19 protein-coding genes are annotated in these 16,909 nt (G+C 52.3%); 11 read left to right on the top strand and 8 right to left on the bottom strand.

The features are described from left to right. Positions 1–60: 60 nt before the first annotated feature. From thpR to panD, 9 genes are all read left to right on the top strand, one after another. Complete coding sequence (gene thpR / locus E6P06_RS08170; RefSeq protein WP_139935107.1) at positions 61–591, top strand: RNA 2',3'-cyclic phosphodiesterase; 531 nt, start codon at positions 61–63, stop codon at positions 589–591. Between the two features lie 15 nt (positions 592–606). Beyond that, positions 607–1,311: a DNA/RNA nuclease SfsA gene (sfsA, locus tag E6P06_RS08165; RefSeq protein ID WP_003837495.1), complete on the top strand. Its 705-nt coding sequence runs from the start codon at positions 607–609 to the stop codon at positions 1,309–1,311. Positions 1,312–1,488: 177 nt separating this feature from the next. Then, positions 1,489–1,944: an RNA polymerase-binding protein DksA gene (gene dksA / locus E6P06_RS08160; RefSeq protein WP_003018625.1), complete on the top strand. Its 456-nt coding sequence runs from the start codon at positions 1,489–1,491 to the stop codon at positions 1,942–1,944. 70 nt (positions 1,945–2,014) lie between these two features. Next, entirely contained in the window at positions 2,015–2,911 is an 897-nt protein-coding gene (gene gluQRS, locus E6P06_RS08155) for a tRNA glutamyl-Q(34) synthetase GluQRS (protein WP_139935106.1), read from the top strand. Between the two features lie 71 nt (positions 2,912–2,982). After that, complete coding sequence (gene pcnB, locus E6P06_RS08150; protein ID WP_210420669.1) at positions 2,983–4,380, top strand: polynucleotide adenylyltransferase PcnB; 1,398 nt, start codon at positions 2,983–2,985, stop codon at positions 4,378–4,380. Beyond that, positions 4,377–4,856: a 2-amino-4-hydroxy-6-hydroxymethyldihydropteridine diphosphokinase gene (folK, locus tag E6P06_RS08145; protein WP_003837487.1), complete on the top strand. Its 480-nt coding sequence runs from the start codon at positions 4,377–4,379 to the stop codon at positions 4,854–4,856. Before pcnB ends, folK begins: the two co-directional genes overlap by 4 nt. 120 nt (positions 4,857–4,976) lie before the next feature. Beyond that, positions 4,977–5,768 carry a 3-methyl-2-oxobutanoate hydroxymethyltransferase gene (panB, locus tag E6P06_RS08140; RefSeq protein WP_046670952.1) on the top strand — a complete coding sequence of 264 codons (792 nt, stop codon included), beginning with the start codon at positions 4,977–4,979 and terminating at the stop codon, positions 5,766–5,768. 121 nt (positions 5,769–5,889) lie between these two features. Further along, positions 5,890–6,744, top strand: a complete 855-nt coding sequence (panC, locus tag E6P06_RS08135; protein ID WP_003018638.1) for a pantoate--beta-alanine ligase — start codon at positions 5,890–5,892, stop codon at positions 6,742–6,744. A 95-nt stretch (positions 6,745–6,839) separates the two neighbouring features. Then, entirely contained in the window at positions 6,840–7,220 is a 381-nt protein-coding gene (panD, locus tag E6P06_RS08130) for an aspartate 1-decarboxylase (RefSeq protein ID WP_003018640.1), read from the top strand. A gap of 6 nt (positions 7,221–7,226) precedes the next feature. Here panD and E6P06_RS08125 read toward each other — a convergent pair whose 3' ends face one another. From E6P06_RS08125 to E6P06_RS08110, 4 genes are all read right to left on the bottom strand, one after another. Further along, positions 7,227–8,456, bottom strand: coding sequence for a polysaccharide deacetylase family protein (locus E6P06_RS08125; protein WP_139935104.1), 1,230 nt, complete (start codon positions 8,454–8,456; stop codon positions 7,227–7,229). Between the two features lie 61 nt (positions 8,457–8,517). Continuing rightward, complete coding sequence (locus E6P06_RS08120; protein ID WP_003837482.1) at positions 8,518–8,958, bottom strand: PTS sugar transporter subunit IIA; 441 nt, start codon at positions 8,956–8,958, stop codon at positions 8,518–8,520. 103 nt (positions 8,959–9,061) lie between these two features. After that, complete coding sequence (locus tag E6P06_RS08115; RefSeq protein WP_088902735.1) at positions 9,062–9,832, bottom strand: ABC transporter permease; 771 nt, start codon at positions 9,830–9,832, stop codon at positions 9,062–9,064. Beyond that, complete coding sequence (locus tag E6P06_RS08110; protein WP_003837480.1) at positions 9,829–10,755, bottom strand: ABC transporter ATP-binding protein; 927 nt, start codon at positions 10,753–10,755, stop codon at positions 9,829–9,831. Before E6P06_RS08110 ends, E6P06_RS08115 begins: the two co-directional genes overlap by 4 nt. A gap of 108 nt (positions 10,756–10,863) precedes the next feature. Between E6P06_RS08110 and can the strand changes: the two genes are divergently transcribed. Next, positions 10,864–11,526: a carbonate dehydratase gene (gene can, locus E6P06_RS08105; protein ID WP_003018654.1), complete on the top strand. Its 663-nt coding sequence runs from the start codon at positions 10,864–10,866 to the stop codon at positions 11,524–11,526. A gap of 93 nt (positions 11,527–11,619) precedes the next feature. Here can and hpt read toward each other — a convergent pair whose 3' ends face one another. The 3 genes from hpt to cueO all read right to left on the bottom strand — a co-directional run bounded on the left by hpt (position 11,620) and on the right by cueO (position 15,867). Beyond that, complete coding sequence (hpt, locus tag E6P06_RS08100) at positions 11,620–12,156, bottom strand: hypoxanthine phosphoribosyltransferase (RefSeq protein WP_003018658.1); 537 nt, start codon at positions 12,154–12,156, stop codon at positions 11,620–11,622. A gap of 251 nt (positions 12,157–12,407) precedes the next feature. Then, positions 12,408–14,063 carry a methyl-accepting chemotaxis protein gene (locus E6P06_RS08095; RefSeq protein WP_139935103.1) on the bottom strand — a complete coding sequence of 552 codons (1,656 nt, stop codon included), beginning with the start codon at positions 14,061–14,063 and terminating at the stop codon, positions 12,408–12,410. Positions 14,064–14,247: 184 nt separating this feature from the next. Then, positions 14,248–15,867 (bottom strand): multicopper oxidase CueO, encoded by a 1,620-nt coding sequence (gene cueO, locus E6P06_RS08090; protein WP_139935102.1) that lies wholly within the window; start codon positions 15,865–15,867, stop codon positions 14,248–14,250. Positions 15,868–16,020: 153 nt separating this feature from the next. Between cueO and E6P06_RS08085 the strand changes: the two genes are divergently transcribed. Beyond that, a complete protein-coding gene (locus E6P06_RS08085) occupies positions 16,021–16,368 on the top strand; it encodes a YacC family pilotin-like protein (RefSeq protein ID WP_139935101.1) in 348 nt (115 codons plus the stop codon). 33 nt (positions 16,369–16,401) lie between these two features. Here E6P06_RS08085 and yacL read toward each other — a convergent pair whose 3' ends face one another. Further along, the gene (yacL, locus tag E6P06_RS08080) at positions 16,402–16,764 is read right to left on the bottom strand and encodes a protein YacL (RefSeq protein WP_003018670.1); all 363 of its coding nucleotides are present in this window, start codon (positions 16,762–16,764) and stop codon (positions 16,402–16,404) included. Positions 16,765–16,909: the final 145 nt, after the last annotated feature.

Raw genomic sequence — 16,909 nt, 5'->3', positions numbered from 1 at the left:
GGGTTAACATTCTTCGCGCTGCATTGTAGCATCGCGTTAATTCATAACCGAGTATCCATCATGTCTGAGCCAAAAAGGCTGTTCTTTGCGATTGAATTGCCAGGCGGGGTTCGGGAGCAGTTAATCCACTGGCGAGCCGCGCAGTTCCCTCCTGAAACAGGCCGTCCCGTCGCCGCCGAGAATCTGCATCTGACGCTGGCCTTTTTAGGTGATGTCAGCGCAGAGAAGCAACAGGCGTTGTCGCAACTAGCCGGACGCATTCGCCAGCCAGGTTTTACGCTCAAACTGGATGATGCCGGGCAATGGCTGCGCTCGCGGGTCGTGTGGCTGGGGATGCGTCAGCCACCGCGCGGACTGTTACAACTGGCGAATATGCTACGGGCACAGGCCGCGCGCAGCGGGTGTTATCAAAGCCCGCAGCCGTTTCACCCACATATCACGCTGCTGCGCGATGTCGGACACGCGGTTCCCATCCCCCCACCGGGCTTTGGCTGGTCATTTCCGGTCACGGAGTTCGCTCTTTACTCCTCTTCATTCGCACGAGGACGCACGCGTTATACGCAGCTGCAACGCTGGACGCTGACTGAATAATTAAAGGGACTGTTTATGCAATTTTCTCCACCTTTACAACCCGCAACGCTCATCCAGCGCTACAAGCGTTTCTTAGCGGATGTGATCACACCGGATGGCTCAACGTTAACGTTACACTGCCCAAATACTGGCGCGATGACCGGATGCGCCACCCCGGGTGATACCGTCTGGTATTCGACATCAGAAAATACTAAACGGAAATATCCACATACCTGGGAATTAACGCAAACCCAATCCGGGGCATTTATTTGTGTTAACACGCTGTGGGCCAATAGATTAACGAAAGAGGCGATTCAGCAGTCGCTAATTTCAGAAGTTTCAGGCTACAGCGTCTTGAAAAGTGAAGTAAAATACGGCGCCGAAGGGAGCCGTATCGACTTTTTGTTACAGGCAGATTCCCGACCTGACTGCTATATTGAAGTGAAATCAGTCACGTTGGCGGAAAAAGAGCAGGGTTATTTTCCCGATGCCATCACTGAACGAGGTCAGAAGCATCTTCGGGAATTGATGAGCGTAGCGGCTGAAGGCAAGCGGGCAGTGATATTTTTCGCCGTGCTGCATTCAGCTATTACACGGTTTTCACCCGCGCACCATATCGATGCAAAATATGCGCAATTATTAGTTGAAGCACAGCTTAAGGGGGTAGAAATTCTGGTTTATAAAGCGGAACTTTCTGCCCATGGCATGACTCTTAAAGAGCCGTTGCCCATTACCTTGTAATGGTGTAAACATTTGGTTAATTAGTATTCTGGGCGCGTGGGCAAATACGCTTTTCCTCACAGGGTTGTCAAGTGTTACGTTTAGATAATTGCTATCCGGAAAAGCATCTGCTATTTATAGCGACCTGATTTTTCCCCCGAACATGGGGATCGATAGTGCGTGTTAAGGAGAAGCAACATGCAAGAAGGGCAAAACCGTAAAACATCGTCCCTGAGTATTCTCGCCATCGCTGGGGTGGAGCCGTACCAGGAGAAACCGGGCGAAGAGTATATGAACGAAGCCCAGCTGTCGCACTTCAGGCGTATTCTTGAGGCATGGCGTAATCAACTTAGGGATGAAGTTGATCGCACCGTATCTCATATGCAAGACGAAGCGGCTAACTTCCCTGATCCGGTGGACCGCGCCGCGCAGGAAGAAGAATTCAGCCTTGAGCTGCGTAACCGTGACCGTGAGCGCAAACTGATCAAAAAGATCGAGAAGACGCTGAAGAAGGTAGAAGACGAAGATTTCGGCTACTGCGAATCGTGCGGCGTAGAAATTGGTATTCGCCGTCTGGAAGCGCGTCCGACAGCCGATCTGTGTATCGACTGCAAAACGCTGGCAGAAATCCGCGAAAAGCAGATGGCAGGTTAATTCCGGTCATTTTTACCACGTTTACTACAGGCGGGAGTTTCTCCCGCCTTATTATTTGTCAGTCCGTAAAATGAGAGATTCACACTATATTGGCCGCTTCGCCCCTTCCCCCTCCGGCGAACTGCACTTCGGTTCACTGATTGCCGCCCTCGGCAGTTACCTGCAGGCTCGTGCCCGGCGCGGAATCTGGCGAGTACGCATTGAAAATATTGATCCCCCTCGTGAAGTTCCCGGTGCCGCAGATACGATCCTGCGTCAGCTGGAACATTACGGCCTGCACTGGGATGGCGATATTTTATGGCAATCCCAACGCCACGAAGCCTACCGCGAGGCGCTTACCTGGCTGCATCAGCAGGATCTGAGCTATTACTGCACCTGTACGCGAGCGCGTATTCAAAGCGTCGGCGGTATTTACGACGGTCACTGCCGTGAGTTACGCCTCGGGCCAGAACAGGCGGCCGTCCGTATTAAACAACGCCATCCCGTGATGCAGTTTACTGACCGGCTACGCGGTGTGATTCAGGCTGACCCGCAACTTGCTGGTGAAGATTTTATCATCCACCGCCGCGACGGGCTGTTTGCCTATAACCTCGCCGTGGTAGTTGATGACCACTTTCAGGGCGTAACGGAGATTGTTCGCGGCGCCGATCTCATCGAACCCACGGTGCGGCAAATCTCTTTGTATCAGCAGTTTGGCTGGCAAGCGCCTGACTATATTCATCTTCCGCTGGCGCTCAACGAACAAGGCGCTAAACTTTCAAAACAAAATCATGCACCTGCGCTACCACAAGGCGATCCGCGCCCGGTGATTATTGCCGCGCTACGCTTTCTCGGCCAGCGTGCCGATATCCCGTGGCAGGAGATGCGTGTGGACCAGATCCTGGCGTTTGCCGTTGAGAACTGGCGTCTGACAACAGTGCCTGAATCAGCGATCTTAAATCCGGCATTCTCAAATGCGCCACGCTGAGCTATGATTAGCCGCTATTTTTACACAGCAACACTTGTTCTGATTGAAGTTTGACACTACCGAGGTGCACTATTTTTACCCGAGTCGCTAATTTTTGCCGCAAGGTGCTAAGCCGCGAGGAGCGCGAGGCTGAGCTCGCCGTCGCCCGTCCACATATGACGGTAATTCCGCGTGAGCAGCACTCTATCTCCCGCAAAGATATCAGTGAAAATGCCCTGAAGGTAATGTACAGGCTCAATAAGGCCGGATACGAGGCATGGCTGGTTGGCGGTGGTGTACGCGATCTTTTGCTGGGCAAAAAGCCGAAAGATTTTGATGTCACTACTAACGCAACGCCGGATCAGGTGCGTAAACTGTTTCGTAACTGTCGCCTGGTCGGTCGCCGTTTCCGTCTGGCTCATGTCATGTTCGGCCCAGAAATTATCGAAGTGGCGACGTTCCGCGGCCATCATGAAGGCAGCGAAGCCGATCGTACCACGTCGCAACGCGGGCAAAACGGTATGTTGCTGCGCGACAACATCTTCGGCTCCATTGAAGAAGATGCCCAACGTCGCGATTTCACGATAAACAGCCTGTATTACAGCGTGGCCGATTTCACCGTGCGTGATTACGTCGGCGGTATGCAGGACCTCGAAGAGGGCATCATTCGCCTGATCGGTAATCCGGAAACGCGCTATCGCGAAGATCCCGTGCGTATGCTGCGCGCCGTGCGCTTTGCCGCCAAGCTCGACATGCGTATCAGCCCGGAAACCGCAGAGCCGATCCCGCGTATGGCAACGCTGCTGAACGACATTCCTCCCGCACGCCTGTTTGAAGAAGCACTTAAGCTGTTACAGGCGGGCTATGGGTATGAAACCTATAAAAAACTGCGTGAGTACAGCCTGTTCCAGCCGCTGTTCCCAACCATTACACGCTACTTCACCGAAGACGGTGACAGCCCGATGGAACGCATTATCGCTCAGGTGCTGAAGAATACCGATAACCGCATTAACAATGATATGCGCGTTAACCCGGCGTTCTTGTTCGCCGCGATGTTCTGGTATCCGTTACTGGAAGCCGCGCAGAAAATTGCGCAAGAAAGCGGTTTGGCCTACTACGACGCTTTCGCGCTGGCAATGAACGACGTGCTGGACGAAGCCTGCCGCTCGCTGGCGATCCCGAAACGTCTGACCTCGCTAACCCGCGATATCTGGCAGTTGCAATTACGTATGTCCCGTCGTCAGGGTAAACGCGCCTGGAAGCTGATGGAACATCCAAAGTTCCGCGCAGCTTATGACCTGTTAGCACTGCGTGCCGAAGTAGAACACAACGCTGAACTGCAACGACTGGCGAAATGGTGGGGTGAATTCCAGGTTTCCGCGCCGCCGGAACAAAAAGGCATGCTGAACGAACTGGATGAAGAGCCTGACGTACGCCGTCGCCATCGCCGCCCGCGTAAGCGTGCGCCGCGTCGCGAAGGTAGCGCGTGACCGTCGTTTATATCGCCATCGGCAGTAATTTAGCTTCTCCCCTGGAGCAGGTGAATGCTGCCGTGCAAGCGATCGGCGAAATCCCTGACAGCCGTATCGTTGCGGTTTCTTCGTTTTATCGTACCCCCCCGTTGGGTCCACAGGATCAGCCCGACTATCTGAACGCCGCCGTGGCTCTGGATACCGCTCTCGCCCCCGAAGCGTTGCTGGATCATACCCAGCGAATTGAACTGCAACAGGGCCGGGTGCGCAAAGCTGAACGCTGGGGACCGCGAACGCTGGATCTGGATATTATGTTGTTCGGCGATGAAGTGATTAACACGGAACGTTTAACCGTGCCGCACTACGACATGAAAAATCGTGGTTTTATGCTGTGGCCGTTATTCGAAATTGCGCCTGAGCTTATTTTTCCGGATGGAATCAGACTGCATCAGCACCTCACCCATCTTGGTACTGCAAAACCTGCACACTGGTAAAGTATCTCCTCCCCTTTAGCGTTTACTGCTTTAGCGCCAAACGATTGCTTAAAACAATTGCCCCCCTGAATGTGACTGTTAGAATGCCGATAAATATGACTTTCATCATCAGGAAATGTTATGAAACCCACTACCATTTCACTGCTGCAGAAATGCAAGCAAGAGAAAAAACGCTTCGCGACAATTACCGCCTACGACTACAGCTTTGCCAAACTATTTGCTGACGAGGGCATTAACGTGATGCTGGTTGGCGACTCGCTGGGCATGACGATCCAGGGACATGACTCCACCCTACCCGTTACCGTTGAAGATATCGCTTATCATACCCGTGCCGTGCGCCGTGGCGCTCCGTGCTGTCTCCTGCTCGCCGACCTGCCGTTTATGGCTTATGCCACACCGGAACAGACGTTTGAAAACGCCGCGGTGGTTATGCGTGCGGGCGCCAACATGGTCAAAATTGAAGGCGGCGCGTGGCTGGTTGATACGGTGAAAATGCTCACCGAACGCGCCGTACCGGTTTGCGGCCATCTGGGGTTAACCCCGCAGTCGGTGAACGTGTTTGGCGGCTATAAAATTCAGGGCCGCGGCGATGCCGGACAAGTGCTGCTGGATGACGCGCTGGCCTTAGAAGCCGCTGGCGCTCAGCTGTTGGTGCTGGAGTGCGTGCCGGTTGAGTTGGCGAAGCGCGTCACTGAAGCACTTTCTATTCCGGTTATCGGTATTGGCGCAGGTAACGTCACGGACGGGCAAATTCTCGTCATGCACGATGCGTTTGGCATTACCGGTGGTCATATCCCGAAATTTGCGAAGAATTTCCTCAATGAAGCAGGCGACATGCGCGCCGCAGTGCGGCAGTATATGACTGAAGTGGAGTCCGGCGTTTACCCGGGCGAAGAACACAGCTTCCATTAATTTATCCGCCAGCACGCCATTACGCCGGATGGTGACGCTACGCGCCTTATCCGGCCTACATCTTCACGCGTAGGCCTGATAAGCGAAGCGCCATCAGGCATCGTATTTAAGGAGTCTTGTTGTGTTAATTATTGAAACCCTGCCGCTGCTGCGCCAGCATATTCGTCGTCTGCGTCAGGAAGGTAAACGCATCGCACTGGTTCCCACCATGGGAAATCTGCACGACGGCCATATGAAGCTGGTCGATGAGGCAAAAGCCCGGGCTGATGTGGTAATCGCCAGCATTTTCGTCAACCCGATGCAGTTTGACCGACCGGACGATCTGGTGCGTTATCCGCGCACACTGCAGGAAGATTGTGAAAAGCTGAACAAGCGCAAAGTCGATTATGTTTTTGCACCAGCCGTTGAGGAAATCTATCCACAGGGTCTGGAAGGCCAGACTTTTGTTGAGGTTCCCGGTCTCTCCACCATGCTGGAAGGTGCCAGCCGTCCGGGCCATTTCCGTGGCGTTTCCACTATCGTCAGCAAGCTGTTCAACCTTATCCAGCCTGACCTCGCCTGCTTCGGCGAGAAAGATTTCCAACAGTTGGCGCTGATCCGCAAAATGGTGGCGGATATGGGTTATGACATTGAGATCGTTGGCGTGCCGATTATTCGCGCCAAAGACGGCCTGGCGCTTAGCTCACGTAACGGTTATCTGACCGCAGAACAGCGTAAAATTGCGCCGGGTCTGCACAAAGTGATGAATAGCATCGCAGAAAAACTGATTGCGGGTAATCGTGAGTTGCAGGAGATTATTGCTATTGCCGAGCAGGAGCTGAATGAAAAAGGCTTCCGCGCCGACGATATTCAGATTCGTGATGCCGACACGCTGCTGGAGCTGACGGAAACCAGCAAACGCGCGGTGATTCTGGCTGCCGCCTGGCTGGGTCAGGCGCGTCTGATCGATAATCAAAGCGTTACATTAGCCCAGTAGACAGGGGTTAAAAATCGGGCAATACTGCCTGAGAATTTCTCAAAGCAGGCCAGTTTCGTCTGCTTAGCCAAGGTAAACGACAGGGTATAGAAGTTATGATTCGCACCATGCTGCAAGGCAAGCTCCACCGCGTAAAAGTCACGCAGGCGGACCTGCATTACGAAGGCTCCTGCGCCATCGACCAGGATTTCCTCGATGCCTCAGGTATTCTGGAAAACGAAGCTATTGATATCTGGAACGTAACCAACGGTAAACGTTTCTCAACCTATGCAATTGCGGCTGAACGCGGCTCCAGAATCATCTCGGTGAACGGAGCAGCGGCGCATTGCGCTGATGTTGGCGATATTGTAATTATCGCCAGCTTCGTCACCATGTCTGACGAAGAAGCCCGCACCTGGCGTCCGAAAGTGGCCTATTTTGAAGGCGACAACGAGATGAAGCGCACCGCGAAAGCTATTCCGGTACAGGTTGCCTGACAGTACTTACCCCTGCGGCTGATTGACTATCAGCCGCGACATCGTCTCCAGCGAATCCGTCCTTAAAATATAAAGCCTTTTCAATAAGAACTGATTATCTCCCGGCTTAACCTTCCCTCTCACCGTGGTGACCGCCATGTGGAATCCCGCGTCGCCTGCTGCTTTTACCGCCGTGGCGTTATAACCCCCAAACGGATACGAAAGATACAGAACATGAGGATTAAACTGGGACAATGCCCGGCGCGAACGGGCGAAATCGAACAGAATATTATGATAGCTGCGACTCAATAGGATCGGCCGGCGATTCGCATCAACCCGATGCAAAAAATGGGTATGCGACTGGAAGTCGAACACGTCGCGGATCTCGTTCAGTTCAGAAAGACTCATAAACTGCAGCGATTTCGGATCCCACTTCTGCGGGTGGCGCTTGATGCGTGAGGAGATGATAAACGCCGTGGCCTTCATGCCGTGCTGCTTCAAAATGGGGTAAGCATAACGGCTCACTGACTTGAGACCATCATCAAAAGTCAGCACCACCGCCCGCGCCGGGAGATTCATTTTATTCTGCACGTAGCCTTCCAGTTGATACATCGTCAACGTGGTGTAGCCGCGATCCTGAAGCCAGGCCATCTGGTTGCTGAAAGCGCGAACGGAGGTTGTGGTGGAGGTATGGCGAAAGCGGGTATTCTCTTCATCGCGCAAAATATGATGGTAGGTTAACACAGGGATACCGTTGTCTTCCTGCGCATCCAGCGCGCTAACATAGGCCAGTCGGCCACCAATGCGAATCTGGTACCAGGTCTGGTTGAGTCGGTCTTTAAGCTTGCTGATAATCGGATAACGCAGATTATCCGCCAGCACGCCAAACGGGGCGCTACCGACATCCGGAGCGTTATAAACCGATGTATCTTTCCAGGTTATCAGACTTTGGTTACTGAGCGGTTTATTGAGATCGCCCAGACCATCATCGACTTTCTGCCGCCCCTGAACGGGCTCCAGATGCCCCTTATCAATAAACCCGGTGCCAAAGCCGAAGGTAAATTCGTAATAGTCTGCGGCAATTGGCTCAACGGCGAGGATCTGCCCGGCGCGAATATTCCCAACCGTCACCATTTTATTGCCAATCTGCGCCCATACGGCGGCGGCTTCGGTGGTTTGCATATAACGAGCAGGCAAAGCCGCAGCGACGCTGCCAGAAAACAGGAGCAATAAAACAAGCAGAACGCGCATAACCATATGAGATAACCGAGGCGAGAAACCTCGGCTATTGTAGCAAAAGCGCCATCAATACCAATGATTAATACTCATACAAATCATGCTTCAACACGAAGGGGGGATTTTTTTGTTGCTGATGCCAGAGACTGGAGACTTCGGGGCCGCCAAGTGCGACGATGCAATCCCGAAACGCAGAACTGCTCAGCGATTCCCGTGACGAAATCATTCGCTCAAGCAATGGATAGCTGATACCTGAAATCACTTCACACTGGGGGTGTTTATGACTCATTAACGACGCTACACGGTAAGGCGCAGCCCCAGCCATATCCGTCAGAAATACCACACCCTCACCTGAATCTGTAGCATGCAGAGCATGGCACATCATGCGGCTTAGCATATTCGAGCTGAGTCCACGCCAAAAACTTACCGCCTGACATTGGGCCAACGGGCCGTACTTTTTCTCCAGACGATGCAGCATATCCTGTGCCTTATCGTCATGACAGGTAATTACCCAACCTAACATTGCCTACCTCCTTAGCAGGCAAGTAGTTTATCAGTGTGATAAATCCATAATGGTGACAAGCATCAAAAGTCTTCCTCTCCCAGGCAAGGAGAGGAAGAAAGAATTAGCTGCGCAGGCCGCGTCCGCGCTGAATCAGGTACCAGCACAGCAAATAAAACGCAGCGATAAACACCACCAGCACACCAAACGTGGTGGCCAGCGGAACATCATGAATCCCCAGAAAGCCGTAGCGGAAACCGCTAATCATGTAGACAATCGGGTTCAGATGCGACAGCCCCTGCCAGAACGGTGGCAGCAGCGTTAGCGAATAGAACACGCCACCCAGATAGGTCAGTGGTGTCAGTACGAAGGTTGGGATCAGGCTGATATCGTCAAAGGTTTTAGCAAAGACTGCATTCAGCAAACCGGCCAGCGAGAACAGTACCGCCGTTAACATCAGCGTAAGCGCCACAAAGACCCAGGAATGCACCTGGAAAGGCACGAAGAACAGTGAAATAGCCGTTACCAGAATGCCTACGCACAAGCCACGTGCCACGCCGCCGCCAACGAAGCCGGCGATGATCACGTGCGTTGGTACCGGGGCGACCAGCAGCTCTTCAATATTGCGTTGAAACTTAGCGCTGAAGAATGACGATGCCACGTTCGCGTACGAGTTGGTGATCACCGCCATCATAATCAGCCCTGGCACGATAAACTGCATGTAGCTAAAACCATGCATTTCGCCGATACGCGAGCCGATCAGGTTACCAAAGATAATAAAATAGAGCGTCATGGTGATGACGGGGGGAACCAGAGTCTGAACCCAGATACGCATAAAGCGGTGGATCTCTTTCGCCCAGATGCTTTTCAGCGCCACCCAATAAAGCTGCATCATGCGCGATCTCCTTGTTTTTCATGAACCAGAGAAACAAACAGTTCTTCCAGTCGGTTCGCTTTGTTACGCATACTCAATACCTGAATGCCCTGCGCGCTCAGCTGAGAGAAGACGCTGTTAACCCCCTGTTCACGCAGCACCTCCACTTCCAGCGTGGAAGTGTCGACCAGCCGGTACTGATAACCGTCCAGTTTCGGCAGCGGGCTTTTCGGCGCCAGATCGAGGATAAAGGTCTCGGATTTCAGCTTGGAGAGCAGCCCCTTCATCGAGGTGTTTTCCACCAACTCGCCGTGCTGAATAATGCCGATATTGCGACACAGCATTTCTGCTTCTTCGAGGTAGTGAGTGGTCAGAATAATGGTGGTGCCTTTGTCGTTTAAATCCTTTAAAAAGCCCCACATTGAACGACGCAGTTCAATGTCGACACCCGCCGTTGGTTCATCCAGGATGAGTAATTTTGGTTCGTGCATCAGAGCACGAGCAATCATCAGACGGCGTTTCATCCCGCCGGAAAGCATGCGCGCACGCTCGTTACGTTTTTCCCATAAATCGAGCTGCTTTAAATATAATTCGCTGCGTTTGACCGCCTCTTTATGCTCAACGCCGTAGTAACCCGCCTGGTTGACCACGATCTGCTGCACGGTTTCAAACGGGTTAAAGTTAAACTCCTGCGGTACCAGACCAAGCTGGCGTTTCGCGTTAACCGTATCTTTTTCGAGATCGTATCCGAAGACGCTCACCCGCCCGGAGGTTTTGTTCACTAGCGAGCTGATTATTCCAATGGTGGTGGACTTTCCTGCGCCATTCGGTCCCAAAAGCGCATAAAAATCACCCGCTTCGACTTGCAAATCTATCCCGCGTAACGCTTGAACGCCACCGGGATAGGTTTTTTTAAGTTGTTGAAGTTCCAGAGCAATGGTCATGGTTTTTTACTTACCTTACGTTCTGACATTTTATATATAGTTTAATTAATGCTGGAGTTACCCTATATTAGCCCATCGAATTTATCTGGCTTCGGGTCGTACAACTCCATGAAAGACATAGATACACTCATCAGCAACAATGCACTATGGTCAAAGATGCTGGTAGAAGAGGATCCCGGATTTTTTGAAACGCTGACGCATGCACAGAATCCGCGTTTTCTATGGATTGGATGTTCCGATAGCCGCGTTCCCGCTGAACGATTAACCGGTCTTGAACCGGGCGAATTATTTGTTCACCGCAATGTTGCCAATCTGGTTATTCACACTGACCTGAACTGTCTCTCAGTCGTTCAGTATGCGGTGGATGTGCTGGAAGTGGAACATATTATTATATGCGGCCACTACGGATGCGGCGGCGTCCAGGCGGCGATTGAAAATAAAGAACAAGGGCTGATTGATAACTGGTTACTGCACATCCGCGATATCTGGTTCAAACACAGCTCACTGCTGGGCGAAATGCCGCAGGAACGTCGCATGGACACCCTATGCGAACTGAATGTCATGGAGCAGGTCTACAACCTCGGCCACTCAACCATTATGCGTTCAGCCTGGAAGCGCGGTCAGAAAGTTACCATTCACGGCTGGGCTTACGGTATTCATGACGGTCTATTGCGCGATCTCGACGTCACCGCCACCAGCCGCGAAACGCTGGAGCAGCGCTATCGCCAGGGGTTGTCTAACCTGAGTCAGAAACACAGCAACCATAAATAATGTGACATTGCCGGGAGGCGGAGACGCCTTACCCGGCCTACAAACCTACGCCGTAGGTCTGATAAGCGAAGCGCCATCAGGCGCTCCCGCCAATTACTCGTCCAGCAGCACCACTTTGCCAACATACGGCAGATGGCGATAACGCTGGGCATAGTCAATGCCGTAACCGACCACAAACTCATCTGGAATAGAGAATCCGATAAACTCGACCGGAACATTCACTTCACGACGAGAAGGTTTGTCCAGCAGCGTGCAGATAGCCAGGGATTTCGGCTCGCGCAGGCTCAGAATTTCACGCACTTTGGACAGCGTATTGCCGGAGTCGATGATGTCTTCGACAATCAGCACGTCTTTGCCACGAATGTCTTCATCCAGGTCTTTCAGGATTTTAACATCACGCGTAGTAGACATTCCGCTGCCATAGCTGGATGCCGTCATGAAATCGACTTCGTGGGAGACATGCACTTCACGGCACAGATCCGCCATAAACATAAATGAGCCACGTAACAGACCAACCAGCACCATATCGCTGCCGCTGTCTTTGTAACGTTCGTTAATCTGGCGCCCCAGTTCAGCAATACGCGCTTTGATCTCCGCTTCCGGGATCATCACTTCAACAGTATGTTTCATAAACCCTATAACTCACTGATTTTTATCAGTTGACACATCATGCAGATCGAAAGAAAGCGCTTACGTTGATACACCGACTGACAGACGGCGACCCGCTCTAACCACAAAACTTGCGACAGCATACAAACAATTCAGTTGATGAAGTATACCAGTAAAGAGAGCGGGTTCCTCTGATAGTTCACAGGAGAACCCGTTTGCGTCGTTTTTTGTATGCTTATTAAGCAAAACCTGGTTCGCACGACAGCATGTGGCTAAAACGTTTCCCAATGCGGGTCTTGTGTCGTACTCCCCGCAGAGGTTGCTTGTGGAGCATCCTTAGGCGGTTTCCGATGCTCACTGTTGGAGGTATCGCGAGTGATGCGAAATGCTGCCGCGGCCAGGCGTAACTGTTCAGCTTGTTGTTCCAACGAAGCGGCGGCGGCGGCAGACTCTTCTACCAGCGCGGCGTTTTGTTGTGTAACACTGTCCATCTGCGAGACCGCGAGACTCACCTGCTCAATCCCCCGACTCTGTTCCTCTGAGGCTGAAGCGATTTCCCCCATGATGTCCGTCACGCGGGTGACCGCAGCGACAATCTCTTTCATCGTTTTACCCGCGTCCGACACCTGCTGAGATCCCATCCCCACGCTGTGAGTTGAGTTATCAATCAACGCTTTGATCTCTTTGGCTGCCTGAGCGCTACGGCTTGCCAGAGTACGGACTTCACCCGCTACAACAGCAAATCCTCGTCCCTGCTCTCCTGCTCTGGCTGCCTCAACCGCCGCGTTGAGCGCCAGGATATTGGTCTGGAAAGCAATACTGTCGATGACGCTGGTGATCTGCGCAATTTGCTGTGAACTACCGGCAATTTCACTCATAGTGTGCACGACAGTATCAACAACCCGTCCACCACGCGCGGCAGTATCAGACGCATTCTTAGCCAGTTGAGTCGCCTGTTTCGCATTGTCCGTATTTTGCTTCACGGTTGCAGTAAGCTGTTCCATGCTGGCGGCAGTCTCTTCAAGTGAAGCAGCCTGCTGCTCGGTACGCGAAGACAGATCGTTGTTACCTGACGAGATTTCCGCTGCACCGCTATGAATCGTTTCTGAGCTGTTACGCACCGACGTGACTGTCGAAATCAGCGACTGTCGCATTTCATCTAACCCCGTCGCCAAACGCCCCATTTCATTACGTCCCTGGACGTCGAGTTGATGGGTCAAATCACCACGGGTAATAATGCGAATATGCTCCATAATCTGCGCCAGGGGTTTAAGCAGCATATGCTGCAACCCACTCCAGATCATGCCCAGAACGATGAGCACAGCGACGACAATTGCCCCTAATGTCCATTGCATGCGGGTAAAGCTGTGCTGATTCTCCGCCGCCGCGTGCTGAAGCAACGCGTTATTTTCGTTACGCCACTGGTCATAACTGGCTTCCATTTCATCTTGCGCCTTCTGAGCATCAAGATCGCCATAGGCCTGATAGTTATTCGCGCGCAGATACTCTATCGATAACGCCATCACGTCGTGCATCTGCCGATACTGTTTTTCCATTTCAGATGCAATTTGCGGATTCTGCCCCGACACCTGCGGCAATGACTGATAATGCGCGAAGTATCCCTCAGCCTTCTTCATCGACTCACTCGCCGTTTTTAGCAAAGTATCAATTGCCGCCAGTGAGGCCGGATCGCGTTGGTTCTTTAAGAAACGAATTGCTACGCGGGTTACCGTTACCCGGGTTTTAATCAGCGTATTGACGCTATCACTCAGATTTTCCTGTTGGGCATTCAGGGTGCCTGAGTTCTGGAAATTATGGCGATCATTGTTTACTGCAGAATAAAAAAAACTTCCTGTCACGGCCTGTAGCAAACAGAAAATGGCGAGAACCAGAAGAATGCCGGTAATAACGCGCACATTTTTAATCATAGTATTTCATCCATTGAACTCACATTGGGTACCCAATGATTATCGGCTCTAAAGGCGATTACTTTATGTGCAATAGCAGAATTAGCAGGAGGAGGGAGTCGTGCGATGAAACGCTGTAAAGAGACTGTGTCTCATCCGGCTTACGAGAGATTTCTGTAGGCCGGATAAGCACAGCGCGATTTTTTTAGACGGTGAAGCCGAGCATCATCCCGGTATCTTCATGCTCTAACAGATGGCAGTGCGCCATATAGGCATGCTCTTTTGGCGCGTCATGGTCAAACTTAACCAATACCTCGCTCACGCCGCCTTCTACCCGCACCGTGTCCTTCCATCCCGCACGGTGTGCGGCAGGCGCTTTGCCATTCTCAGACAGAATGCGGAACTGCGTGCCGTGAATGTGGAACGGATGCAGCATCATGTCGCCCTGACCAGAAATCACCCAGCGTTCATGCTGCCCTTTTGCCGCGGCAAACATCGGTTTATTCATATCAAACGCCTGACCATTAATCCGGTTGGCATTATGGAAATCAAACGATCCGCCATGCTTCATGTTGCCCATGTTGCCATGCTGCATATTCCCCATCTCACCGTGGTTCATATTGCCATGATTCATATTGCCGTGGTCCATATTGTCATTATTCATATGGCCCATCATCTTTCCATGATCCATACCCGCCATGGCCTGACCGCCGAATTTCTTCATCAGCATTTGCATGCCCATCATATCGAGCATCGGATCCATCGACAGCTGCAGCTTGCGCACCGTCAGACCTTCCAGTGACGGCAGCGATGGCATGGATGTCAGCGTATCCAGCAGCGTGCCGGAAGCGGTAATCAGCAGCGGCTGAACACGCATCACCGGGTGCGGCTTATCAAATGGCGCAATTGCCATCCCCATCTGGCTGACTGGCAGAGTTACCAGATCAAAAGCTTTGCCGTCACTAACATCCACCAGCACTTCAAAGCGCTCGCCCATCAGCATAGGAAGCTCGGTCACTTTTACCGGTTCCGCCAACAGTCCACCGTCGCTGGCAATGACGTACAAAGGACGATTGTCGCTGGCCGCAATGTTCAGCGAGCGCGCGTTACAACCATTCAACAGACGCAGGCGCAGCCAGCCGCGCGGTGCGGCATGCTGAGGATAAATCGCCCCGTTGGTCAGCAGCGTATCGCCAAACCAGCCGACTGCGGCGGTCATGATGTCCAGTTGATAATCAACCTGCCCATCAGCAGAGAACTGTTTGTCCTGAATAATTACCGGCACATCATCAATTCCCCACTGCTTAGGCAGCATCAGCTTGCGAATCTCTTCGTCTTCAATCAGCACCAGTCCGGCCAGCCCCATCGCTACCTGATGACCGGTCTTTCCATGCTGATGAGGGTGGAACCAGCAGGTTGCCGCGCGCTGATCCGGCGTGAAGGTCACTGAACGTTTCCCGCCCGCCGGGATTATGCCTTGCGGCCCACCGTCGACTTCACCAGGGATTTCCAGCCCGTGCCAGTGCAACGTCGTCTCTTCGGCAAGCTGGTTATGGATATCCACGTTCACCGATTGCCCTTTGTTCAGCTTGACCGCAGGTCCGAGCAGATTGCCGTTATATCCCCAGGTCGTGGCCGTCTTACCGGCAAAGTTTGACTGCCCGGCTTGCACGATCAGCTGGATGCGATTCGAAGCATCGGCGGTTAACAGATCAGGAATGGGTAAGGCGGGACGGTCGGCGGCAAATACGCTCCGGCTCCACAAAGGTAACGATGACGCGACGCCCAGCGCCACGGAGTACTTTAAAAAGTCACGACGTTGCATTCTCACTTCCTTATATTCAGCAGCTTAAGCAGGCTATCTTTTAAGCATAAGCCTTCCCCTTACGGGAAGGTCAAGTGAACGGCTAATAATAAAGGTCGTCGCTTCGCTCGCAGTATGCTAACGTTTAAATTCCGTGATGCAGTGGTAGAAGCAATGAATACGTTTTTCAGAACAGTTTTGTTCGGTAGCCTGATGGCCGTATGCGCAAACAGCTACGCGCTTAGCGAGTCCGAAGCCGAAGATATGGCCGATTTAACGGCAGTTTTTGTTTTTCTGAAAAATGACTGTGGATACCAGAATTTGCCTAATGGGCAGATCCGCCGCGCACTGGTCTTTTTTGCCCAGCAAAACCAGTGGGACCTGAGTAATTACGATACCTTCAATATGAAAGCGCTGGGTGAAGACAGCTACCGCGATCTCAGCGGTATCGGCATCCCCACGGCAAAGAAATGCAAAGCACTGGCGCGTGATTCTCTGAGCCTGTTGGCCTACGTGAAGTAACAGACATAGCGGAGCCCGCTGGCTCCGCATGAATTAACGCTGTTGCACAAATTCGCGGTATGCCGCCACAACCTGAAGAAAGTCCTCTACACCACAAAGCGAAAAACTTTCTTCGTCGTAATAGCTCATCCCCTCTTCCATCTCATCTCCAGAGAACTCCAACTGATTAGCGCGAACCATCACTTCTTCGCCATCCAGCCAGAGCGTGTATTCATGCCCTGCTCGCTGCCAGGAGCGCTCACTGCCCTTAACCGCACGCGCCGCCTGTTCCACTTCATCAAGTAAGGCCAGGTTTTCTTTCACTTCTTCATTAAACCAGTGCCCCACCACCTCGTGGCCCATGGACATACGCACTTTTACCACCCCGGTAATATCGCGCAGAAATTCGTAATCCATAATGTCTTCCTCTACTCCCGGCAATGCGCCAATACCGCATCGCGCCTTGCTGTAATTATCGCAGCAGCGCGGCAGAAAAAAAGCGTAGTGGGTATAAGGAATAGAAATAAAAATGCCCGGAGAAGCAGACTTCTCCGGGCATTGA

Source organism: Citrobacter sp. CF971 (genome assembly GCF_006385635.1).
In the GTDB taxonomy this organism is placed as follows: Bacteria; Pseudomonadota; Gammaproteobacteria; order Enterobacterales; family Enterobacteriaceae; genus Citrobacter; species Citrobacter freundii.
This window is presented reverse-complemented; position numbering and strand designations above follow the sequence as displayed.